The 16726-nt window shown below is 70.0% G+C and carries 14 protein-coding genes and 1 pseudogene; 7 read left to right on the top strand and 8 right to left on the bottom strand.

What is annotated here, in order from left to right:
* Positions 1–84: 84 nt before the first annotated feature.
* Positions 85–1830, bottom strand: a complete 1746-nt coding sequence (locus J2S42_RS25805; protein WP_307243079.1) for an acetyl/propionyl/methylcrotonyl-CoA carboxylase subunit alpha — start codon at positions 1828–1830, stop codon at positions 85–87.
* Between the two features lie 90 nt (positions 1831–1920).
* Here J2S42_RS25805 and J2S42_RS25810 point away from each other — a divergent pair, with 90 nt between their 5' ends.
* The 4 genes from J2S42_RS25810 to J2S42_RS25825 all read left to right on the top strand — a co-directional run bounded on the left by J2S42_RS25810 (position 1921) and on the right by J2S42_RS25825 (position 5605).
* Positions 1921–2532, top strand: a complete 612-nt coding sequence (locus J2S42_RS25810; RefSeq protein ID WP_307243081.1) for a PadR family transcriptional regulator — start codon at positions 1921–1923, stop codon at positions 2530–2532.
* A gap of 98 nt (positions 2533–2630) precedes the next feature.
* A complete protein-coding gene (locus tag J2S42_RS25815; protein WP_307243083.1) occupies positions 2631–3572 on the top strand; it encodes an ATP-binding cassette domain-containing protein in 942 nt (313 codons plus the stop codon).
* A gap of 3 nt (positions 3573–3575) precedes the next feature.
* The gene (locus J2S42_RS25820) at positions 3576–4340 is read left to right on the top strand and encodes an ABC transporter permease (RefSeq protein ID WP_307243085.1); all 765 of its coding nucleotides are present in this window, start codon (positions 3576–3578) and stop codon (positions 4338–4340) included.
* A 17-nt stretch (positions 4341–4357) separates the two neighbouring features.
* Positions 4358–5605, top strand: a complete 1248-nt coding sequence (locus tag J2S42_RS25825) for an MFS transporter (RefSeq protein ID WP_307243087.1) — start codon at positions 4358–4360, stop codon at positions 5603–5605.
* A 390-nt stretch (positions 5606–5995) separates the two neighbouring features.
* Here the strand turns inward: J2S42_RS25825 and J2S42_RS25830 are convergent, their stop codons facing one another.
* The 5 genes from J2S42_RS25830 to J2S42_RS42190 all read right to left on the bottom strand — a co-directional run bounded on the left by J2S42_RS25830 (position 5996) and on the right by J2S42_RS42190 (position 9890).
* Positions 5996–6640 carry a Maf family protein gene (locus J2S42_RS25830; RefSeq protein ID WP_307243088.1) on the bottom strand — a complete coding sequence of 215 codons (645 nt, stop codon included), beginning with the start codon at positions 6638–6640 and terminating at the stop codon, positions 5996–5998.
* A 289-nt stretch (positions 6641–6929) separates the two neighbouring features.
* Positions 6930–8033: a type VII secretion-associated serine protease mycosin gene (gene mycP / locus J2S42_RS25835; RefSeq protein ID WP_307243089.1), complete on the bottom strand. Its 1104-nt coding sequence runs from the start codon at positions 8031–8033 to the stop codon at positions 6930–6932.
* Positions 8030–9223, bottom strand: a complete 1194-nt coding sequence (locus tag J2S42_RS25840; protein ID WP_307243091.1) for a hypothetical protein — start codon at positions 9221–9223, stop codon at positions 8030–8032. The genes mycP and J2S42_RS25840 overlap by 4 nt, the downstream gene beginning before the upstream one ends.
* A 3-nt stretch (positions 9224–9226) precedes the next feature.
* Positions 9227–9634 carry a hypothetical protein gene (locus J2S42_RS25845; RefSeq protein ID WP_307243092.1) on the bottom strand — a complete coding sequence of 136 codons (408 nt, stop codon included), beginning with the start codon at positions 9632–9634 and terminating at the stop codon, positions 9227–9229.
* Positions 9635–9764: 130 nt separating this feature from the next.
* Complete coding sequence (locus J2S42_RS42190; RefSeq protein WP_503128933.1) at positions 9765–9890, bottom strand: hypothetical protein; 126 nt, start codon at positions 9888–9890, stop codon at positions 9765–9767.
* On the opposite strand from J2S42_RS42190, the pseudogene J2S42_RS42195 reads away from it, so the two are divergent.
* Positions 9852–10882, top strand: a pseudogene (locus tag J2S42_RS42195) (serine/threonine-protein kinase); the annotation flags it as partial. The gene J2S42_RS42190 and the pseudogene J2S42_RS42195 sit on opposite strands and share 39 nt — an antisense overlap.
* Positions 10883–13292: 2410 nt before the next feature.
* The gene (locus J2S42_RS25860; protein WP_307243095.1) at positions 13293–13538 is read left to right on the top strand and encodes a hypothetical protein; all 246 of its coding nucleotides are present in this window, start codon (positions 13293–13295) and stop codon (positions 13536–13538) included.
* A gap of 90 nt (positions 13539–13628) precedes the next feature.
* Here the strand turns inward: J2S42_RS25860 and J2S42_RS25865 are convergent, their stop codons facing one another.
* Positions 13629–14024, bottom strand: coding sequence for a hypothetical protein (locus J2S42_RS25865; protein ID WP_307243097.1), 396 nt, complete (start codon positions 14022–14024; stop codon positions 13629–13631).
* A 197-nt stretch (positions 14025–14221) separates the two neighbouring features.
* Between J2S42_RS25865 and J2S42_RS25870 the strand changes: the two genes are divergently transcribed.
* Positions 14222–14959: a M50 family metallopeptidase gene (locus J2S42_RS25870; RefSeq protein ID WP_307243098.1), complete on the top strand. Its 738-nt coding sequence runs from the start codon at positions 14222–14224 to the stop codon at positions 14957–14959.
* 100 nt (positions 14960–15059) lie between these two features.
* On the opposite strand, the gene J2S42_RS25875 is transcribed toward J2S42_RS25870, so the two are convergent.
* The gene (locus tag J2S42_RS25875) at positions 15060–16625 is read right to left on the bottom strand and encodes an acyl-CoA carboxylase subunit beta (protein ID WP_307243100.1); all 1566 of its coding nucleotides are present in this window, start codon (positions 16623–16625) and stop codon (positions 15060–15062) included.
* Positions 16626–16726 lie beyond the last annotated feature (101 nt).

Consider the following 16726-nt stretch of genomic DNA (forward strand, 5'->3'; position numbering starts at 1 on the left):
GGAACCGGCAGGGAGGAGCGCCAGCGACGACCGGGGCCCGCGGGAGCACCGTGACCCGGCCACGCCGGAGGCGGGTGGATGAATTCAGTCCCGGATGGAGCAGATCGGGGCGCCGGCGGTGACCGTGCCGCCGACCGTGGCCGTCAGCCCGGTGACCGTGCCGGCCCGGTGGGCGTTGAGCGGCTGCTCCATCTTCATCGCCTCGAGCACCACGATCAGGTCGCCCTCCGCGACCGTGTCGCCCTCGGCGACCGCGAGCTTGACGATCGTGCCCTGCATCGGGGAGGTGAGCGCGTCGCCGCCGGCCGCGGTGGCGGTGCTCCGGGTGGCGCCGCGGCGAGGGGCGGACCGGCCGGCGTTCGTGGCGATGCCGCCGAGGCCGGCCGGGACGCTGACCTCCAGGCGCTTGCCGCCGACCTCGACCACCAGCGTCTCGCGCGCGGCGGTGTCCGGGGCGGTGGGTGCGCCGGCGGTGAACGGTGCGACGCCGCCGGCCCACTCGGTCTCGATCCAGCGGGTGTGCACGGTGAACGGCTCGGTGGTGAACGCCGGGTCCCGGACGATCAGGCGGTGGAACGGCAGCGCGGTGGCCATGCCGTCGACGGTCATCTCGTCGAGCGCGCGGCGGGCCCGTTCCAGCGCCTCGGTGCGCGTCTCGCCGACGATGATCACCTTGGCGAGCAGCGAGTCGAACGCGCCGCCGATCACGCTGCCGCTCTCGATGCCCGCGTCGACGCGGACGCCGGGACCGGCCGGCAGCGTGAGCGACGTGACCGTGCCGGGCGCGGGCAGGAAACCGCGGCCGGGGTCCTCGCCGTTGATCCGGAACTCGATCGCGTGCCCGCGCGGCACCGGGTCGGCGTCGAACCGCAGCTTCTCTCCCGCCGCGATCCGGAACTGCTCCCGGACCAGGTCGATGCCGGACGTCTCCTCGGTGACCGGGTGCTCGACCTGCAGCCGCGTGTTGACCTCCAGGAACGAGACGGTGCCGTCCCGGCCGACCAGGTATTCGACGGTGCCGGCGCCGTGGTAGCCGGCCTCCCGGCAGATGGCCTTGGCCGACTCGTGTATCTGCGTGCGCTGCGCGTCGGTGAGGAACGGCGCGGGCGCCTCCTCGACCAGCTTCTGATGGCGGCGCTGCAGCGAGCAGTCCCGGGTGCCGACCACGATCACGGCGCCGTGCGTGTCCGCCAGCACCTGCGCCTCGACGTGCCGCGGCTGGTCCAGGTACCGCTCGACGAAGCACTCGCCGCGGCCGAACGCGGCCACCGCCTCGCGGGTCGCGGACTCGAACAGGGCCGGGATCTCCTCGCGGGTGCGCGCCACCTTGAGCCCACGGCCACCACCGCCGAACGCGGCCTTGATCGCGACCGGGAGCCCGTGCTCGTCCGCGAACGCCAGCACCTCGTCCGGTCCGGCGACCGGCTCGGACGTGCCGGGCACCAGCGGCGCACCGGCGCGCTGCGCGATGTGCCGCGCGGTCACCTTGTCACCCAGATCGCGGATCGCCGCCGGCGCCGGGCCGATCCAGGTCAGGCCCGCGTCCAGCACGGCCTGCGCGAACTCCGCGTTCTCGGAGAGAAAGCCATAACCGGGGTGTACGGCGTCCGCGCCGGCCTGCGCGGCACGCTCCAGCAGCTTGCCGATGTGCAGGTACGTCTCGGCCGGCGTGTCCCCGCCCAGCGCGTAGGCCTCGTCCGCCAGCCGCGCGTGCGGCGCGTCCCGATCGGAGTCCGCGTAGACCGCCACGCTGGCCAGCCCCGCGTCCCGGCAGGCGCGGACGACCCGGACGGCGATCTCGCCGCGGTTGGCGATGAGCACTTTGCGCACGGCACGCTCCTGCAGATCCCGGCGATAAGTTACTGATCGGAAGTTTAGTGGCCGGTCAACTAGTCAAACTTGTTTATTACGCTTCATGGCGTGTCTACCACCCGCCTCATGATCCTCGGTCTCGTGCGCTGGACCCAGCCGGTGCACGGCTACGACGTACGCCGTGAACTGCTCAGCTGGAACGCCGACCGATGGGCGAACGTGCAGCCCGGCTCGATCTACCACGCGCTCCGCAAGCTCACCGAGGACGGGATGCTCCGCGAGGTCGCGACCGAGCAGGTCGGTGCGCGGCCGGCCCGCACCACGTACGAGCTGACGCCGAGGGGCGAGGAGGAGTTCCAGAACCTGCTGCGCGGCGCGTGGTGGAACCTGGAGAGCGCGGTCGACCCGTTCTTCGCCGCGTTTTCGCTGCTCCCGGCGCTGCCGCGGGAGGAGGCGGCGGCCGCGCTGCGCAACCGCGCCCGGCTGCTGCGGGCGAACAACGAGAGTCTCCGGGCCGCGATGGAATCCGGCTGGATGAGCGCGACATCCGGCAAGCCGCCGCACGTGGCCTGGATGTGGCAGCTGCAGATGGCCCGCGCCGAGGGCGAGATCGCGTGGTGCGAGCGGGTCGCCGGGCTGGTCGAGAGCGGCGAGTCGTACCTGCCGGCGACCACGCCCTGGCCGGAGGGGTGGGCCGGGTTCGCCGCCGACGTTGAGTAATAATCAAGCTTGATTACCCACGTTATATCGCGTTAGCCTGTGCGCGCGGCCGTCGGGCGTGCACTCATGTCGATGAACCGGGGGAGTTGAGCGGGGAAATGATTGAGACCAAGGGGTTGCGGAAGTCGTTCCGCACCCGCCGCGGGACGGTCGACGCCGTGCGCGGCGTCGACCTCTACGTGCAGGCCGGCGAGATCTACGGATTCCTGGGGCCGAACGGGGCCGGCAAGACCACCACGCTGCGCATGCTCGCCACGCTCATCGAGCCGGACGGTGGCGCCGCCACGATCGCCGGTGCCGACCTGCGCCGCGCGCCGGGCGAGGTCCGCCGCCGGATCGGTTACGTGGCGCAGGGCGGCAGCACGCTCGACGGCAGCATCGCGCGCCAGGAGCTGGTGCTGCAGTCCCGGTTCTACGGCGTGACCAAGGCCGAGTCCCGGCGCCGCGCGGACGCCGCGGTGGCCGCGTTCCAGCTCACCGAGTTCGCCGACCGGCCGTGCGGGACGTATTCGGGCGGCCAGCGCCGCCGCGTCGACATCGCGCTCGGCGTCATCCACCAGCCCCAGGTGGTGTTCCTGGACGAGCCGACCACCGGGCTCGACCCGCAGAGCCGCGTGCACATGTGGGACGAGATCCGCCGGCTCCGCGAGCAGGGCATGACCGTCTTCGTCACCACGCACTACCTGGACGAGGCCGACGCGCTCTGCGACCGGATCTCCATCATGGACCACGGCACGCTGGTCGCCGAGGGCACGCCCGCCGAGCTCAAGCGCGAGATCGCCGGTGACGTGGTCACGGTCGGGGTCGACGGTTCCACCGCCGCGGCGGCAAAGCTGCTGGACGACGCGCCGTACGTGACGAGTCTCGAGCAGACCCCGGCCGGCCTGCGCCTCTATGTCGACGCGGGCGGCACCGCCATCCCGCAGATCATGCGCACGCTGGACGGCGCCGGCATCGCGCTCGGCACGATCGAGCTGCACCGGCCCAGCCTCGACGACGTGTTCCTGGAGAAGACCGGCCGATCGCTGCGGGAGAGCTGACCCATGACCTTCCTCCGGGACATCTGGCTCGTCTTCCAGAACCAGCTGCGCCTGCTGCTGCGCCAGCCGGTCTGGATCTTCATCAACCTGTTCCAGCCACTCATGTTCCTGCTGCTGTTCGCGCCGCTGTTGAAGCCCGCGCTGTCGGCCGGTGGCACGATCAGCGACGCCGAGGTCTACCGCACGTTCGTGCCCGGCCTGCTGGTCATGCTGGCCATCTTCGGCGGCCTCTTCCAGGGCTTCGGCCTCATCTCCGAGCTGCGCGCCGGTGTGATCGAGCGGTCCCGGGTCACGCCGGTCAGCCGCACCGCGCTGCTGCTCGGCCGATCCTTGCAGGACGTGGTGAGCCTGCTGGTCCAAGCCGTGATCATCACGCTGCTGGCGATGCCGTTCGGTCTCCGCGTGGCCATCGGCGACCTACTGCTGGCCTACCTGATGCTCGCGCTGATCGCGCTGATGACGTCCGCGCTCTCCTACGGCGTGGCGCTGCTGCTGAAGAGCGAGGACGCGCTGGCCCCGGTGATGAACACGGTGTCCCAGCCACTGCTGCTGCTCTCCGGCATCCTGCTGCCGCTCACGTTCGCACCGGTCTGGCTGCAACGCGTCGCCGACTGGAACCCGTTCTCCTGGGCCGTCGACGGCACCCGTGCACTCTTCGCCGGCGACCCCGGCGCACCCGCGGTCTGGCAGGGACTCACCATCACGCTCATCCTGGCCGTGGTCGCCACGGCCTGGGCCGCCCGCATGTTCGCCCGCAGCATCCGCTGACCCCCTACCGTGGACCGGTGCCCTTCCACCGCGACCGGACCACCTGGCTGATCTACGTCCAGCTCGGACTCTGGGGCTACTTCCTCTACGGCTTCGGCCCGATCGTCCCGCTGCTCCGCGACGAGCAGGGCACCACCGCCGCGGTCGCCGGCCTGCACAGCACCGCGCTGGCTATCGGCGGCCTGCTCAGCGGCGCGCTCTACCCACCGCTGTCCCGTCACCTCGGCCGGGCGCGCACCATGTGGTGCGCGCTCGCCGGCGTCACCGCCGCCACCCTCCTGCTCATCTCGTTCCACCCGCTGCCGGTCACCCTCACCGCCGCCACCCTGGCCTCCGCCTGCGGCTGGACGGTGGTCAGCTGCGCCGTCAGCACCCTCACCGCCCACCACGGCCCACTCGCCCCCACCGCCATCACCGAGGCCAACGCGGCCGCGGTCGGCTTCGGCGTACTCGCACCTCTGCTGACCGGGCTCAGCCTGCGGCTCTGGGACACGTGGCGCCCCGGCATCGGCGCACTGCTCCTGCTGGTCACGATCACCATCACCACCTCAGCGGTACGCCGAAGCCGTCACCGGCCCACCCCGGCTCTGCCCGCCCACCGTGGCCGGCCCGGCCGTTCCGCCACGCCCGCCGCCCCTGCCGCACCCGCCGTGCCTGCCGCCGGAGGTGACGTCGGTACCGGTGACCATGTCTCGTCCGGGCGGCTTCCCCGGCCGTACTGGCTGGCCTGGCTTCTGCTCTGTGTCACCGGGTCGATCGAGGTATGCCTGTCACTGTGGGCCGCCGACGTTCTCCGCGACCATGCCGGCATGTCGCCCGGCGGTGCCTCCGCCACCGTCGCCGCGATCGTCGGCGGAATGTTCGCCGGGCGCCTCGCCGGCAGCCGGATCGCGCTGCGCGTCCCGCCGGTTCCGCTGCTCCTCGGCGCGCTCGGCGTCTCCGCCGCCGGCTTCGTCCTGTTCTGGACGCCACCGATCGGATGGCTCGCCGCCACCGGCCTGATCGTGCTCGGCTTCGGCAATGCGATGCACTACCCGCTGACCATCTCCCTCGCCCTGGCCACCGCGCCCGGCCAGGCCGACCTCGCCGCCGCCCGGGCCAACTACACCGCCGTGATCGGCTTCGGCGCGGCCCCGCTGCTCCTCGGCGCGCTCTCCGACCACATCGGCCCGCATCCGGCGTTCCTTCTGCTGCCCGTCTTCATCATCACGGCCGCACTGATCACGCTCCGCCTCAGCCGCTCCCTGACCGCACGTCCCGCCTGACCGCTTCCGCACCGGCGCCACCGGCTCCGGCGTGGCCGCTTTGCTCTGCTTACCGCGTGAGGTCAAGATCCGGTCGCTGCGTCATCCGCGTGGGTGCGGCGCCTCTCGGCCGCTTTGCTCTGCTTACACGCGCGGGCGCGGGTCGAGTTCCGGCCGGCCTTTGCTCTGCTTACCTACGTCGGCTCGGGTTGCGGATCCGGTCGATCCTGCGCTGCCTGCCCACGTTCCGCGCGTCTCACGTCCGGCTGCGCCTTGCTCTGCTTACCTCGGCCGTAACGAGCATCGGCGCGCGTACGTGGCTCAATGTTGTGCCCAGTAAGCAGAGCAAGAGCGGGCCCGGAGAGTCAGCGGCGGCAGCGTCTTGAAATCCATGCCGCTCACGCTATTGCGTCAGGCAGTGGTCCAGAAGTCCGTGATGGAATGACCGAGTTCCGCGACCAGCCGGCGCAGCAGCGGCAACGACAACCCGACCACGGTTCCGTGGTCACCCTCGATCCGCTCCACGAACGCGCCACCCAGCCCGTCGATCGTGAACGAACCGGCGACGTGCAGCGGCTCACCCGTACCCACGTAGGTCTTGATCTCTTCGTCGGACAGGTCCGCGAAGTGCACGACCGTCGCCGCGACACCTTCGGCCACCCGGTTGCTGGTCACGTCGACCAGGCTGTGACCGGTGTGCAGCGTCCCGCTCCGGCCGCGCATCGCCTGCCAGCGGCGCACCGCGTCCTCCGCGTCCGCCGGCTTGCCCAGGATCTCCCCGTCGAAGGCCAGCACCGAGTCGCAGCCCAGCACCAGCGTCGCCGGCCCGGTCCCCGGCAGCGTCGCCGCCTCCGTCTGCCGCACCCGGTCGGCCACCGCCGCCGCCTTCATCCGCGCCAGGACCTGGGACAACGTGTCCGCACTGACCGCCTCGACCGCCGATTCGTCGACCCCACTGACGATCACGTCCACGTCGATCCCGGCGGACTTCAGGAGGGTACGGCGGGCCGGGCTCGCCGAGCCCAGGATCAGACGCGGCCGGTTCGAGATCTGCACGGCTCCCCACGCTACCGGTAACCGGGTCTGCCCACCCCAACCGGGCGCGTCACGCATAAATCGGGCAAAAGTTAAACTCGCCTGTAACGGAGAGGAATCAGGCCCGCAAGATTCCTTCCCTAGATTGCTTGACTCGGGAGGGGCTTAACCGCCACCACCCACGGCCTCCCGCCGGGGCGCCTGGTTCAGGTCCCGTCGAGCAACGCCGCTCGACCGCCCCGCATACGGCCGCGGTGCTCGTTCGGGGTCGCATCGCCGCGACCCCGGACGCAGCCGCGCCGCAGATCGGTCAGCCGCCGGTCCCGTTTCTCCGGGCACGCCCCCGCAGGACGATCAGCGCCACCACGAGCGCCACCGCCAGCAGGCTCGCGATCACCGCGACCAGGATCACCGCCACCTGTCCCGGCGTGTTCGGCGTCGGCACCGGTGTCGCCTGCGCGCTCTCGCCGCCGGGCGCCGGTTCCCCAGAGGCCGCGAGCGGCGGGACGTCCGCGGTCAGCGCCGCCACCGGATCCACGATCCCGAACCCATATTCCGGATCCCGTCCTGGCGCCCCTTTGTCCACCGCCGTCGCTGTCATCCGATGCACCACTTCAGCCGCCGACAACTCCGGATACCGACTCCACACCAACGCCGCCACCCCCGACACAATCGCCGCCGCTCCCGAGGTCCCCGTGCCGGTTTCGTACCTTTGATCCTTCGAGGTGCTCAGTAGGTCGACGCCGGGGGCGGTTAGTAGCAAACCCTCTCCGCTTGCTGATATATCTGCGATGACGCCATCCTTGTCGGTGGCTCCGACGGCGACCACGCCGTTGATGTACGCCGGAAAAGCAACTATATCCTGAGCTGGCTTGTTTCCAGAGCTTGCCACGACTATAAGGCCAGCCTTCGTCGCTTCCTCAACCGCTTTCCGTACCTCAGAATTTGGACCGCCGCCACTTGATATATTTACGATCTTTGCTCGACTTCTTATCGCCCATCTGATCGCTTTAGCGGTGGTGTTGCTGTCACCTCTCCCGTTTGCGTCCAGGATGCGTATAGGCAGAATTTTCGAGTTAGGCGCAATTCCTAGGACGTGCCCTGTTCCTCCTTTTCCTGCGATTAAGCCAGCAATTGCGGTGCCGTGTCCCTGGTCATCTTGCTGTCCTTTTGAGTTATCGCCAGGAAGAAAAGATATTCCAGGTAGAATTGCATGTTCAATATCGGGGTGTGGTTGTACGCCGGAGTCGATAACTGCGACGGTGATGCCTTTGCCGGTGGAGATGTTGTGGGCGTTGTGGGCGTGCATGTAATCGACGTGCCATTGCGCTTCTTTTCCGCTAGGTGGAGGAGCCTGCACTGTCGGCAAAATTAGCGTGATGGCTGCGGTGAAGATCGCCGCTTGATTCTTCATCTGTCTATGCCGATGGCGGGACCTGCGGTTATCGGACTGCTGGTCTGATCGATGTCTACAACTGGCGCCACGCCCTCGTCAGTCGACCATAGAGTGTCTAGATCCAGTGGCAAATTCTTGTCGGTCGCCTGTCCTCGCTGGACGGCGCCGTTATTGAAAGCCACAGGGTTGGTGGCGGCGGTACCTGGTGAGGGCTCGACTGACGATGTGCGGATCGTCTGAGCCTGCGATACCGGTTGACTGGAAGGTGGAATTCCGATAATAGCGTCCGGGGTGGCCGCGCTCCTTCTGGGTGTGGAGTTGGTGCTGTTTTGTCCGGCGCTTGGCGGTGCGCCAATTATCTGTGGTGAAGCGAGTGCTGGCCATGAAGCTTTTGTATTTGATTTATGGCCTTCGCTAATGCTTGGTTCTGTGGCGCGGCCTAGATCGTCGATGGGTCCTGCGACACCTGCGAGAGAAGTTTTTGAGGCGTCCGTGGAGAGTATTATTTCTCTCGATATGCCAGGTGGTGTGGCGCTTGCTCCTGATGATGGTGGAATATTGAGTGGGCTAATTTCGGGAATTGAGGGAGGACTAACTCCGATATCACGTGGTGCGAAATACGATCCTGTTTCGTGATACGGCGGGGCGATTTGGAGGGCGGCGGTGGCCTCGATGAGTTCCTGGCTGGCGCGGTACATGATGGATCGCGCGATTCTGGTTAGTTCGGCCTGGCGTTTTTCGGTGTCTTGTGTGGCCAGGAAAGTGGTGGCGGCGGCGCGGCTGTTGGAGGCAGAGGCCATCTGCTGGCGTGAGGATTCTGCGGCGGTGTTGGCGGCGTATTCGTCGGCCAGGGGGCGGAGGGCGGTCTGGGCGTCGGAGAGGATGTGCATGGCGGCGGCGTAGGCCGTGTAGTTGGCGATGCTGGCGTTGAGGGTGGCCTGGGCGTTGGCGATGTCGGTGTCGAAGCGGGACAGGTAGACGGCGGCGGCGGGGCTGCGGGTGGGGGGCCAGGCGATGGCGAGGTTGTCGCGGTAGGTGCGCATGCGGGCGACGTGTGTGGACAGCAGCTCTGTGGTGCGGCGCCAGCCGGCGAGGTGGGTGGCGTAGGCGTCGGGGGTGTGGTGGGCGACGGTGGCCCACATGGACGGGATGTCCCTGGTGTGCCATGGGGTGCCGGTCCAGTCGGCGTGGCCGTTGTCGATCGCCATGGCTCAGGGTGCCGTTTCGGGGAGGCCGGCGCCGGCGGCGTCGAGGGCGTCGCGGACGTCCTGGGCGCGGGCGGCGGAGAAGGCGTCGGCGTCGGCGTAGCGGGTGCTGATGTCGGCGGCGGCGTTGCCGAGGTTCGTGTAGCCCTGGACGTACCAGTAGACGTTGTCGGTGGTGGCGTGCATCGCCTCGCGGTGGGCCTCCAGGAACCGCAGGTGTTCGGTGAAGGTCTCGGCGGGCTGGGGGTGGGCCGACTCCATGTCGGCGAGCACGCGGCTGGCGTGCGGGAGGTAGTGGTCCTGGATCTCGGCGATCAGGCCGTGGGCGAACTGGGACATCGCCTCGATGTCCGCCTCGATCCGGCCGTAGTCGCGCAGCCAGGCCGGGCCCAGATCCTCGTCGGGTGCCGCCATGAGAACCCCTCCCCCAACGCACCGAGAATCGAGATTAACCAATCCTGGGTACGCCTTGGGGGCACCGCGAAGGGGCCGCGGCGAATTGTCCGGAGGATGCGATTTCTCACATGGTTTGGTTACTCATGTGTCATCGAGGCAGTGCGGAGCGTCGCCAAGGCGGTGTGTAGGACGGGCGGGCGGAGCGTCTCCAGGCCGACGCCGCGGAGGGTGCGGCGTGGGGCTGCGGCCGCGTCAGCGCACGCAGCGCGCCCACCAGTGCGGCGATCTCCTCGGGCGTGGGCGTGCCGCGGAGGATCCGGAGATCTGGAGCACGGTCGCCGGAGTGCATTAGGTCAGACTAAGGCCAGAACGCTTGATAACAAACTGATGCGCGTCTCCCTCGATGTGGGTCAATTGGTGTGATGAGGGCGGGTGCGGGTACGTTCCTCTGGATGTCTGCCCCCGAACTGATCGCGAACCGATACCGGCTGCTCCGGCCGCTCGGCCAGGGGGGCATGGGCCGGGTCTGGCTGGCCCGCGACGAGGTGCTGCACCGGGACGTCGCGATCAAGGAGCTGGTCCCGCCGCCCGGGCTGACCGTGGACGAGCGCCGTGAGATGCGGGAACGCTCGCTGCGCGAGGCGCGTGCGATCGCCCGCCTGAACAACATCAACGTGGTACGCGTCTTCGACGTGCTCCGGACGGACGGCGATCCGTGGATCGTCATGGAGTACGTGGCGTCCCGTTCGCTGCAGGACATCCTGGCCGACGTGGGGCCGGTCGCACCGGCGCGCGGCGTCGAGATCGGGCTCGGGATGCTCAACGCGCTCCGGGCCGCGCACCGCGCCGGCGTGGTGCACCGTGACGTCAAGCCGGGCAACGTGCTGATCGGCGAGGACGGCCGGGTCGTGCTCACCGACTTCGGCCTGGCCACCGTGCCCGGCGACCCGAACGTGACCCGCACCGGCCTGGTGCTGGGCTCGCCGGCCTACATCGCGCCGGAGCGCGCCCGGGACGGCACGGCCGGCCCGCAGGCGGACCTGTGGTCGCTCGGCGCCACGCTCTACGCCGCCGTGGAGGGGCAGTCGCCGTACGCGCGCCCGTCCGCGATCGGCACGCTGGCCGCGCTGGCCACCGAGCCACCGCCGGTCGCGCGCAACGCGGGACCGCTGCGCCCGGTGCTGGCCGGACTGCTGCGCAAGGACCCGACGGAGCGGCTGTCCGCCGAGGAGGCCGAGCGCATGCTGATGCGCGCGGCCGGCCGGAAGTCGCGCGCGCCGCTGAACCTGTGGCAGACGCCACGCCGCGGACCCGGCGGCGCCCGGATCGGCGGGGACACGCAGTCCTCGCCCGCGGTGCCCGCGCCGCGCCCGCCGCTGGCCACCGGCCCACGGTCGTCGATCGCGCCGGTGACCGGCTCGCACCCGCCCATCTTCTCCAAGGGCCGCGCGCCCGCCGCGGAGAACAAACCGCCGCTCGACGCGACCCGGCTGGACGGCACGCCGGTCGGCGACGCGACCACGCGCATCCCGGACCGGGACGCGACCACCCGGATCGACCCGCGCACGCTCGCCCGTACCGAGCCCGCCGCGCAGGACACCACCACCCGGATCACCGGCGGTCACCTGCTCGGTGGCCGCGACGCGACCACCCGAATCGACCCGCCGAAACGGCCAGGAGCTGCGGGAACGTCGGTTTCGGTCACCCCGGGCGCGGGCACGCCGGGCGGCGGTTCACAATCGAATGCAGCCGGCGGTACGTCCGCGCCGGACGAGACCACCGTCGTGCCGCCCCTCTCGGGCGCCGACGCTTCGAGGCCGGGCTCCATCAAGCCGGGCTCCGCCGAGCCGGACGCGGCTGACCCGGGTGCAGCCGGAGTCGCCGCGTCCGGCTCGGCCACCGCCCCGGCTGTCCGGAACAACCCCAGGATCGACCCACTGGGTACGGGTGCCAGCGGCGCGTTCCCGGTGATCAGCGGCTTCGGCGGGCGCACCGCAGGCCCGGTCTTCGGCACCGGCCTGCCCACCACTCCCGCGACCTCCGCGTCCGGCGCACCGGCCGCCACCGAGCGCACGGGCGGCACCGGGAGCGCGGCCGGCGCCGGCCGCGCGGGCGCCACAGGAACCGCGGGCGGCACCGGCAGTGCACCCGACACCGGCGGCGACGAGGCCACCGCGGAGAAGCCGGAATCCAGCGGCGACGCCGATTCCACCGGCAACGCCGGTTCCAGCTTCGCTGCGGGTTCCACGGACGAGCCGCGCATCACGGACGAGCCGGCGACCGGGGACAAGCCGAACGCCGGCGATGCGCCGGCCGACGAGGCGGGATCCGCCGAGACGCGCAGCGCGACGGCGGACGACGCCGGCGCGTCCGCGGACGACGCCGAGGCCGCCACCACGGACGCCGACGCCAGCGGCCAGCCCGCCACACGCGAGGCGGCAGCGACAACACCGGCCGCGGCCGGTGACGGCGCGGCGGAGACGCCCGAGGCCGGCAGCGAGACGATCAGCGTCACCGGAGCCACGGGCACCGGCGCCGAGGACACCACTGCTCCGGACGACACCGACGGCACCACGATCATCCGATCCGGCCCGGCGGATGCCACCAGCGTGATCAGCACGCCGGCCGGGTCCGCCGCTCCGGCCCGTACCCCCGATGGGTCCGAAGGGTCTGCCGCGGACAGCGACTGGGCGCGTGCCGCCTGGGCGCGCACCAACCCGGACGCCACCGCGGTGGTCCCGCAGAGCCCGGTGCCGGCGCAGGCCGCGAAGACCGGCCGGCCGAACCGGGGTGACGGGAAGAAGACGCTGGGTGCGCCGCTGGCCCGGTTCGCCCGGTCCGCGCCGCGCGACGACTACGACGACCGTACGCAGGTGGTCGGCACGCCGTCGGCCGGCTACGACGACTACGACGAGAAGCCCGCGCCGAGCGGTCCGTCCCGGCTGGCCGCCGACCCACGCCTGTGGGTGGTGATCGCGCTGGTCATCGCCGTGATCGTCGCGGTGGCGCTGATCGTGCCGCGGTTGACCGACGACGACGGCGAGAACGCGGCGCCCGCGCCGACCTCGCCGGCACCGGCGCCGTCGGCCACGCCGAGCAGTGCGGCGCCGCGTCCGACCGGCAGCCCGGCCCCGGGCGTGCCGGCGCTGACCATGCCGGCCGGCTGGCGCACCTATGACAGCCCCAACGGCTGGAGCGTGCCGATCCCGGCGACCTGGCAGGCGAACAACCTCGGCTCGAGCATCGAGTTCCGGGAGACCGGCGGCGGTGGCCGGTACATGCTGATCACGCAGATGGCGAACACCAACCAGGACGCCAAGGCCGCGGTCACCGGGATCGAGCAGGAGCGCCGGTACGAGTGGGAGCAGTACCAGCTCATCAAGATCGAGAGCGTGGACTACTTCGACAGCGCCGCCGACTGGGAGTTCGCGTACGGGCCGCCCGGTAACTACCGCAACCACGTGCTCATCCGGCACTTCGTGACCGCGCCGGACCGGGCGTACCAGATCTACTGGGGTACGCCGGACAACGTGTGGAACGACGAGGAGAACCAGCGTCAGTTCGATCTGATCGTGGCGCTCTTCAAACCGGACAAGGACTGACGTCCCTCGCTCTCCGCATGCGTAGATCTGCCACCTGGCGGGTATCCACCGTGCAACGGAGAGAGGAGGACGACGTGAGCTACTACAAGCGGCACTGCACCAGAACCGCAGTCGCGATGTGGACGATCGCCGCCACCGTCTTGACGGTGGCGAGCGCCGGCACCGCGTTGCTGATAGCGCTCTCGGCGGTCGTCATCATTTCCGTGGCCGCGGTCGGGTCATGGTTTCTGCTGCACCGTGCGGTGCCGCAGCGGGTGCGGAATGCCGTGCCCGTGGGAACGCCGATGCGGGTTCCCGTTGGCGCACGCCGTCAGGCCTGAAACACCGAAACGGCGACAGCCGGACGATGAGGTCCGCTGTCGCCGTTCGCTGTTCTGCCGAACCGGTTCCGGAACGATTCCCGGGGCGGGTCAGAGCAGGTCGAGGTCCAGGTCGAGGTCCAGATCGAGGTCCAGGTCCAGGTCGATGTCGACGTCGTTCAGGATGCCGTCGTCGTCCCAGTCGCCGCTGTCACCGTCACTGCCGTTGTCGTCACTGCTGCTGTCGTCCAGCGAGTCCGCGACCGCGTCGACGTTGTCCTCGCTGCACTCGTAGTCGTGCGCGGCCAGCCACTTGATGATCAGCCACTTGAGCTTGGCCTCGGCCTCGTCCTCGTCGGAGGACTGCGAGTAGCCGCTGCCGTGCGAGTTACCGTGGCCGTGCGATCCGCCCGCGGACGCGGCTCCGGCGGAACCCAGCGCCATTCCGGTGAAGAGCACCGAGCCGGCAGCGAGCACGGCCAGACGGCGAAGCTTGGTGTTACGCATGATTGTTCGTTCCCCCGTGGGTGTCGATGTGTGTGAGCGTCAGCGCGGCCGCGTGCGGTCCGGTGATGCTCGCCCTGGCCGACTATGCCGCCTGTGCCGGGACCGTTGCGACGAACGAAGGACATTCGGCCGGTACGCGAGAACTCCGCACTTCCTTCCCAGGAGTCTCCGGGCGACCTGGGCTAGGCTGCCGAGCTGTGTCGATCGACAGCCTGACTGATCTGCGGGACCAGCTCCTCGGTGCGCAACCGGACCCGCCGTTCCTGCTCGTCCTCATCACGGCGCTGGTCGCGCTGGCCGTGGTTTTCGTGCGCGTGACCTGGCGGGTGGGCCGCAACGCGATCACGATCGCGCACGAAGGCGGGCACGCGCTCGCCGCCGTGCTCACCGGCCGCCGGCTGACCGGCATCAAGCTGCACTCGGACACGTCCGGGCTGACGCTATCGGCCGGGCGCCCGACCGGGCCCGGCATGACGTTCACGCTGCTGGCCGGCTACGTGGCGCCGTCGCTGATCGGCCTGCTCGGCGCGTGGCTGCTCGGCGGCAACCGGATCACGCTGCTGCTCTGGATCACGGTGGCCGCGCTGCTGGCGATGCTCATCATGATCCGGAACGTGTACGGCATCGTGTCGATCCTGGTCACCGGCGCGATCGTGTTCGGCGTCTCGTGGTACGCCGAGCCGGAGGTGCAGGCCGCGTTCGCGTACACCGGGGTGTGGTTCCTGCTGATCGGCGGCGTGCGGCCGGTCTTCGAACTGCAGTCGATGCGCAGCTGGGGGCGGATGCCGCAGTCGGACGCGGACCAGCTGGCCGGCATCACCCGGATCCCGGCGATCTTCTGGGTCGGCGTGTTCCTGGCGGTGAACCTGGCCGCACTGGCCGGCGGCTTACTGCTGCTCGCCGGTGCTTATCTTCCCGCCATCACGTTGAACTAGCGTGTCGTGCGCGGTGGCCGATGTGTGGTGGTCGTCTGTCTTCCCGCCATCACGCTGAACTAACTTCGGTACGGCCGCTGCCGTACCCGAAGCACGTTCTCTACAGCGGGATGTTGCCGTGCTTCTTCGGCGGCAGCGTCTCCCGCTTGGTGCGGAGCGCGCGCAGGCCACGGATCAGGTGCGCGCGCGTCTCCGACGGCTTGATCACCGCGTCCACGTAGCCACGCTCCGCCGCCGTGTACGGGTTCGCCAGCGTGTCCTCGTAGTCCGCGACCAGCTCCGCGCGCAGCGCCGCCGGATCGCCCGCCGCGGCCAGCTCCGCGCGGTACAGGATGTTCACCGCGCCCTGCGCGCCCATCACCGCGATCTGCGCGGTCGGCCACGCCAGATTCAGGTCCGCGCCCAGGTGCTTCGAACCCATCACGTCGTACGCGCCGCCGTACGCCTTGCGGGTGATCACGGTCAGCTTCGGCACGGTGGCCTCGGCGTACGCGTACAGCAGCTTCGCGCCGCGCCGGATGATCCCGTCCCACTCCTGGCCGGTGCCGGGCAGGAAACCGGGCACGTCCACCAGCGTCAGCACCGGGATGTTGAAGGCGTCGCAGGTGCGCACGAACCGGGCCGCCTTCTCCGACGCCGCGATGTCCAGGCAGCCGGCCAGGTGCGTCGGCTGGTTCGCCACCACGCCGACCGGTCGGCCCTCCACCCGGCCGAAGCCGACCACGATGTTCGGCGCGTAGAGCGGCTGCACTTCCAGGAAGTCGTCGACCAGCCGTTCGATCACGGTGTGCATGTCGTACGGCTGGTTCGCCGAGTCCGGGACCAGCGTGTCCAGCTCGTCGTCCGGGCTCAGGTCCGGGTCCGCGTCGAAGACCGGCGGGTCGTCCAGGTTGTTCGACGGCAGGTAGGACAGCAGCGCCTTGACGTACTCGACCGCGTCCTCCTCGTCGGAGGCCAGATAGTGCGCGTTGCCGCTGGTGGTGTTGTGCGTGCGGGCCCCGCCCAGCTCCTCCATGCCGACGTCCTCGCCGGTCACCGTCCTGATCACGTCCGGCCCGGTGATGAACATGTGCGAGGTCTTGTCGACCATCACGGTGAAGTCGGTGACCGCGGGGGAGTAGACCGCGCCGCCCGCGCACGGGCCCATCACCAGCGAGATCTGCGGGATCACGCCGGACGCGCGCACGTTCCGGAAGAAGATCTCGCCGTACAGGCCGAGGCTGACCACGCCCTCCTGGATCCGCGCGCCGCCGGAGTCGTTGATGCCGATCACCGGGCAGCCGGTCTTCATCGCCAGGTCCATCACCTTGACGATCTTCTCGCCGAAGACCTCGCCCAGCGAACCGCCGAAGACCGTGAAGTCCTGCGCGAACACGCACACCTGCCGGCCGTCGATCGTGCCGTAGCCGGTGACCACACCGTCCCCGTACGGCCGGTTGCGCTCCTGCCCGAAGGCCGTCGAACGGTGCCGGGCCAGCGCGTCCAGCTCGACGAAGGAGCCCTCGTCGAGCAGCATCGCGATGCGCTCCCGCGCCGTTCTCTTGCCGCGTGCGTGCTGCTTCTCGACCGCGCGCGCCGAGCCCGCGTGCACGGCCTCGTCGACGCGGCGATCCAGGTCGGCCAGCCGGCCCGCGGTGGTGTGCGGATTGACGTCGGTGTCGGTCACACCTCGGATCGTATGGCCAATCCGGGCTCCGTGTGAGAGGTGCTCTCGCTCAATCGTTCGGGGGCGTACCGCCGACATTGCCCGTTTCGTTACAAGTGGCG

Origin of the sequence: Catenuloplanes indicus, assembly GCF_030813715.1 — a bacterium.
Classification (GTDB): domain Bacteria; phylum Actinomycetota; class Actinomycetes; order Mycobacteriales; family Micromonosporaceae; genus Catenuloplanes; species Catenuloplanes indicus.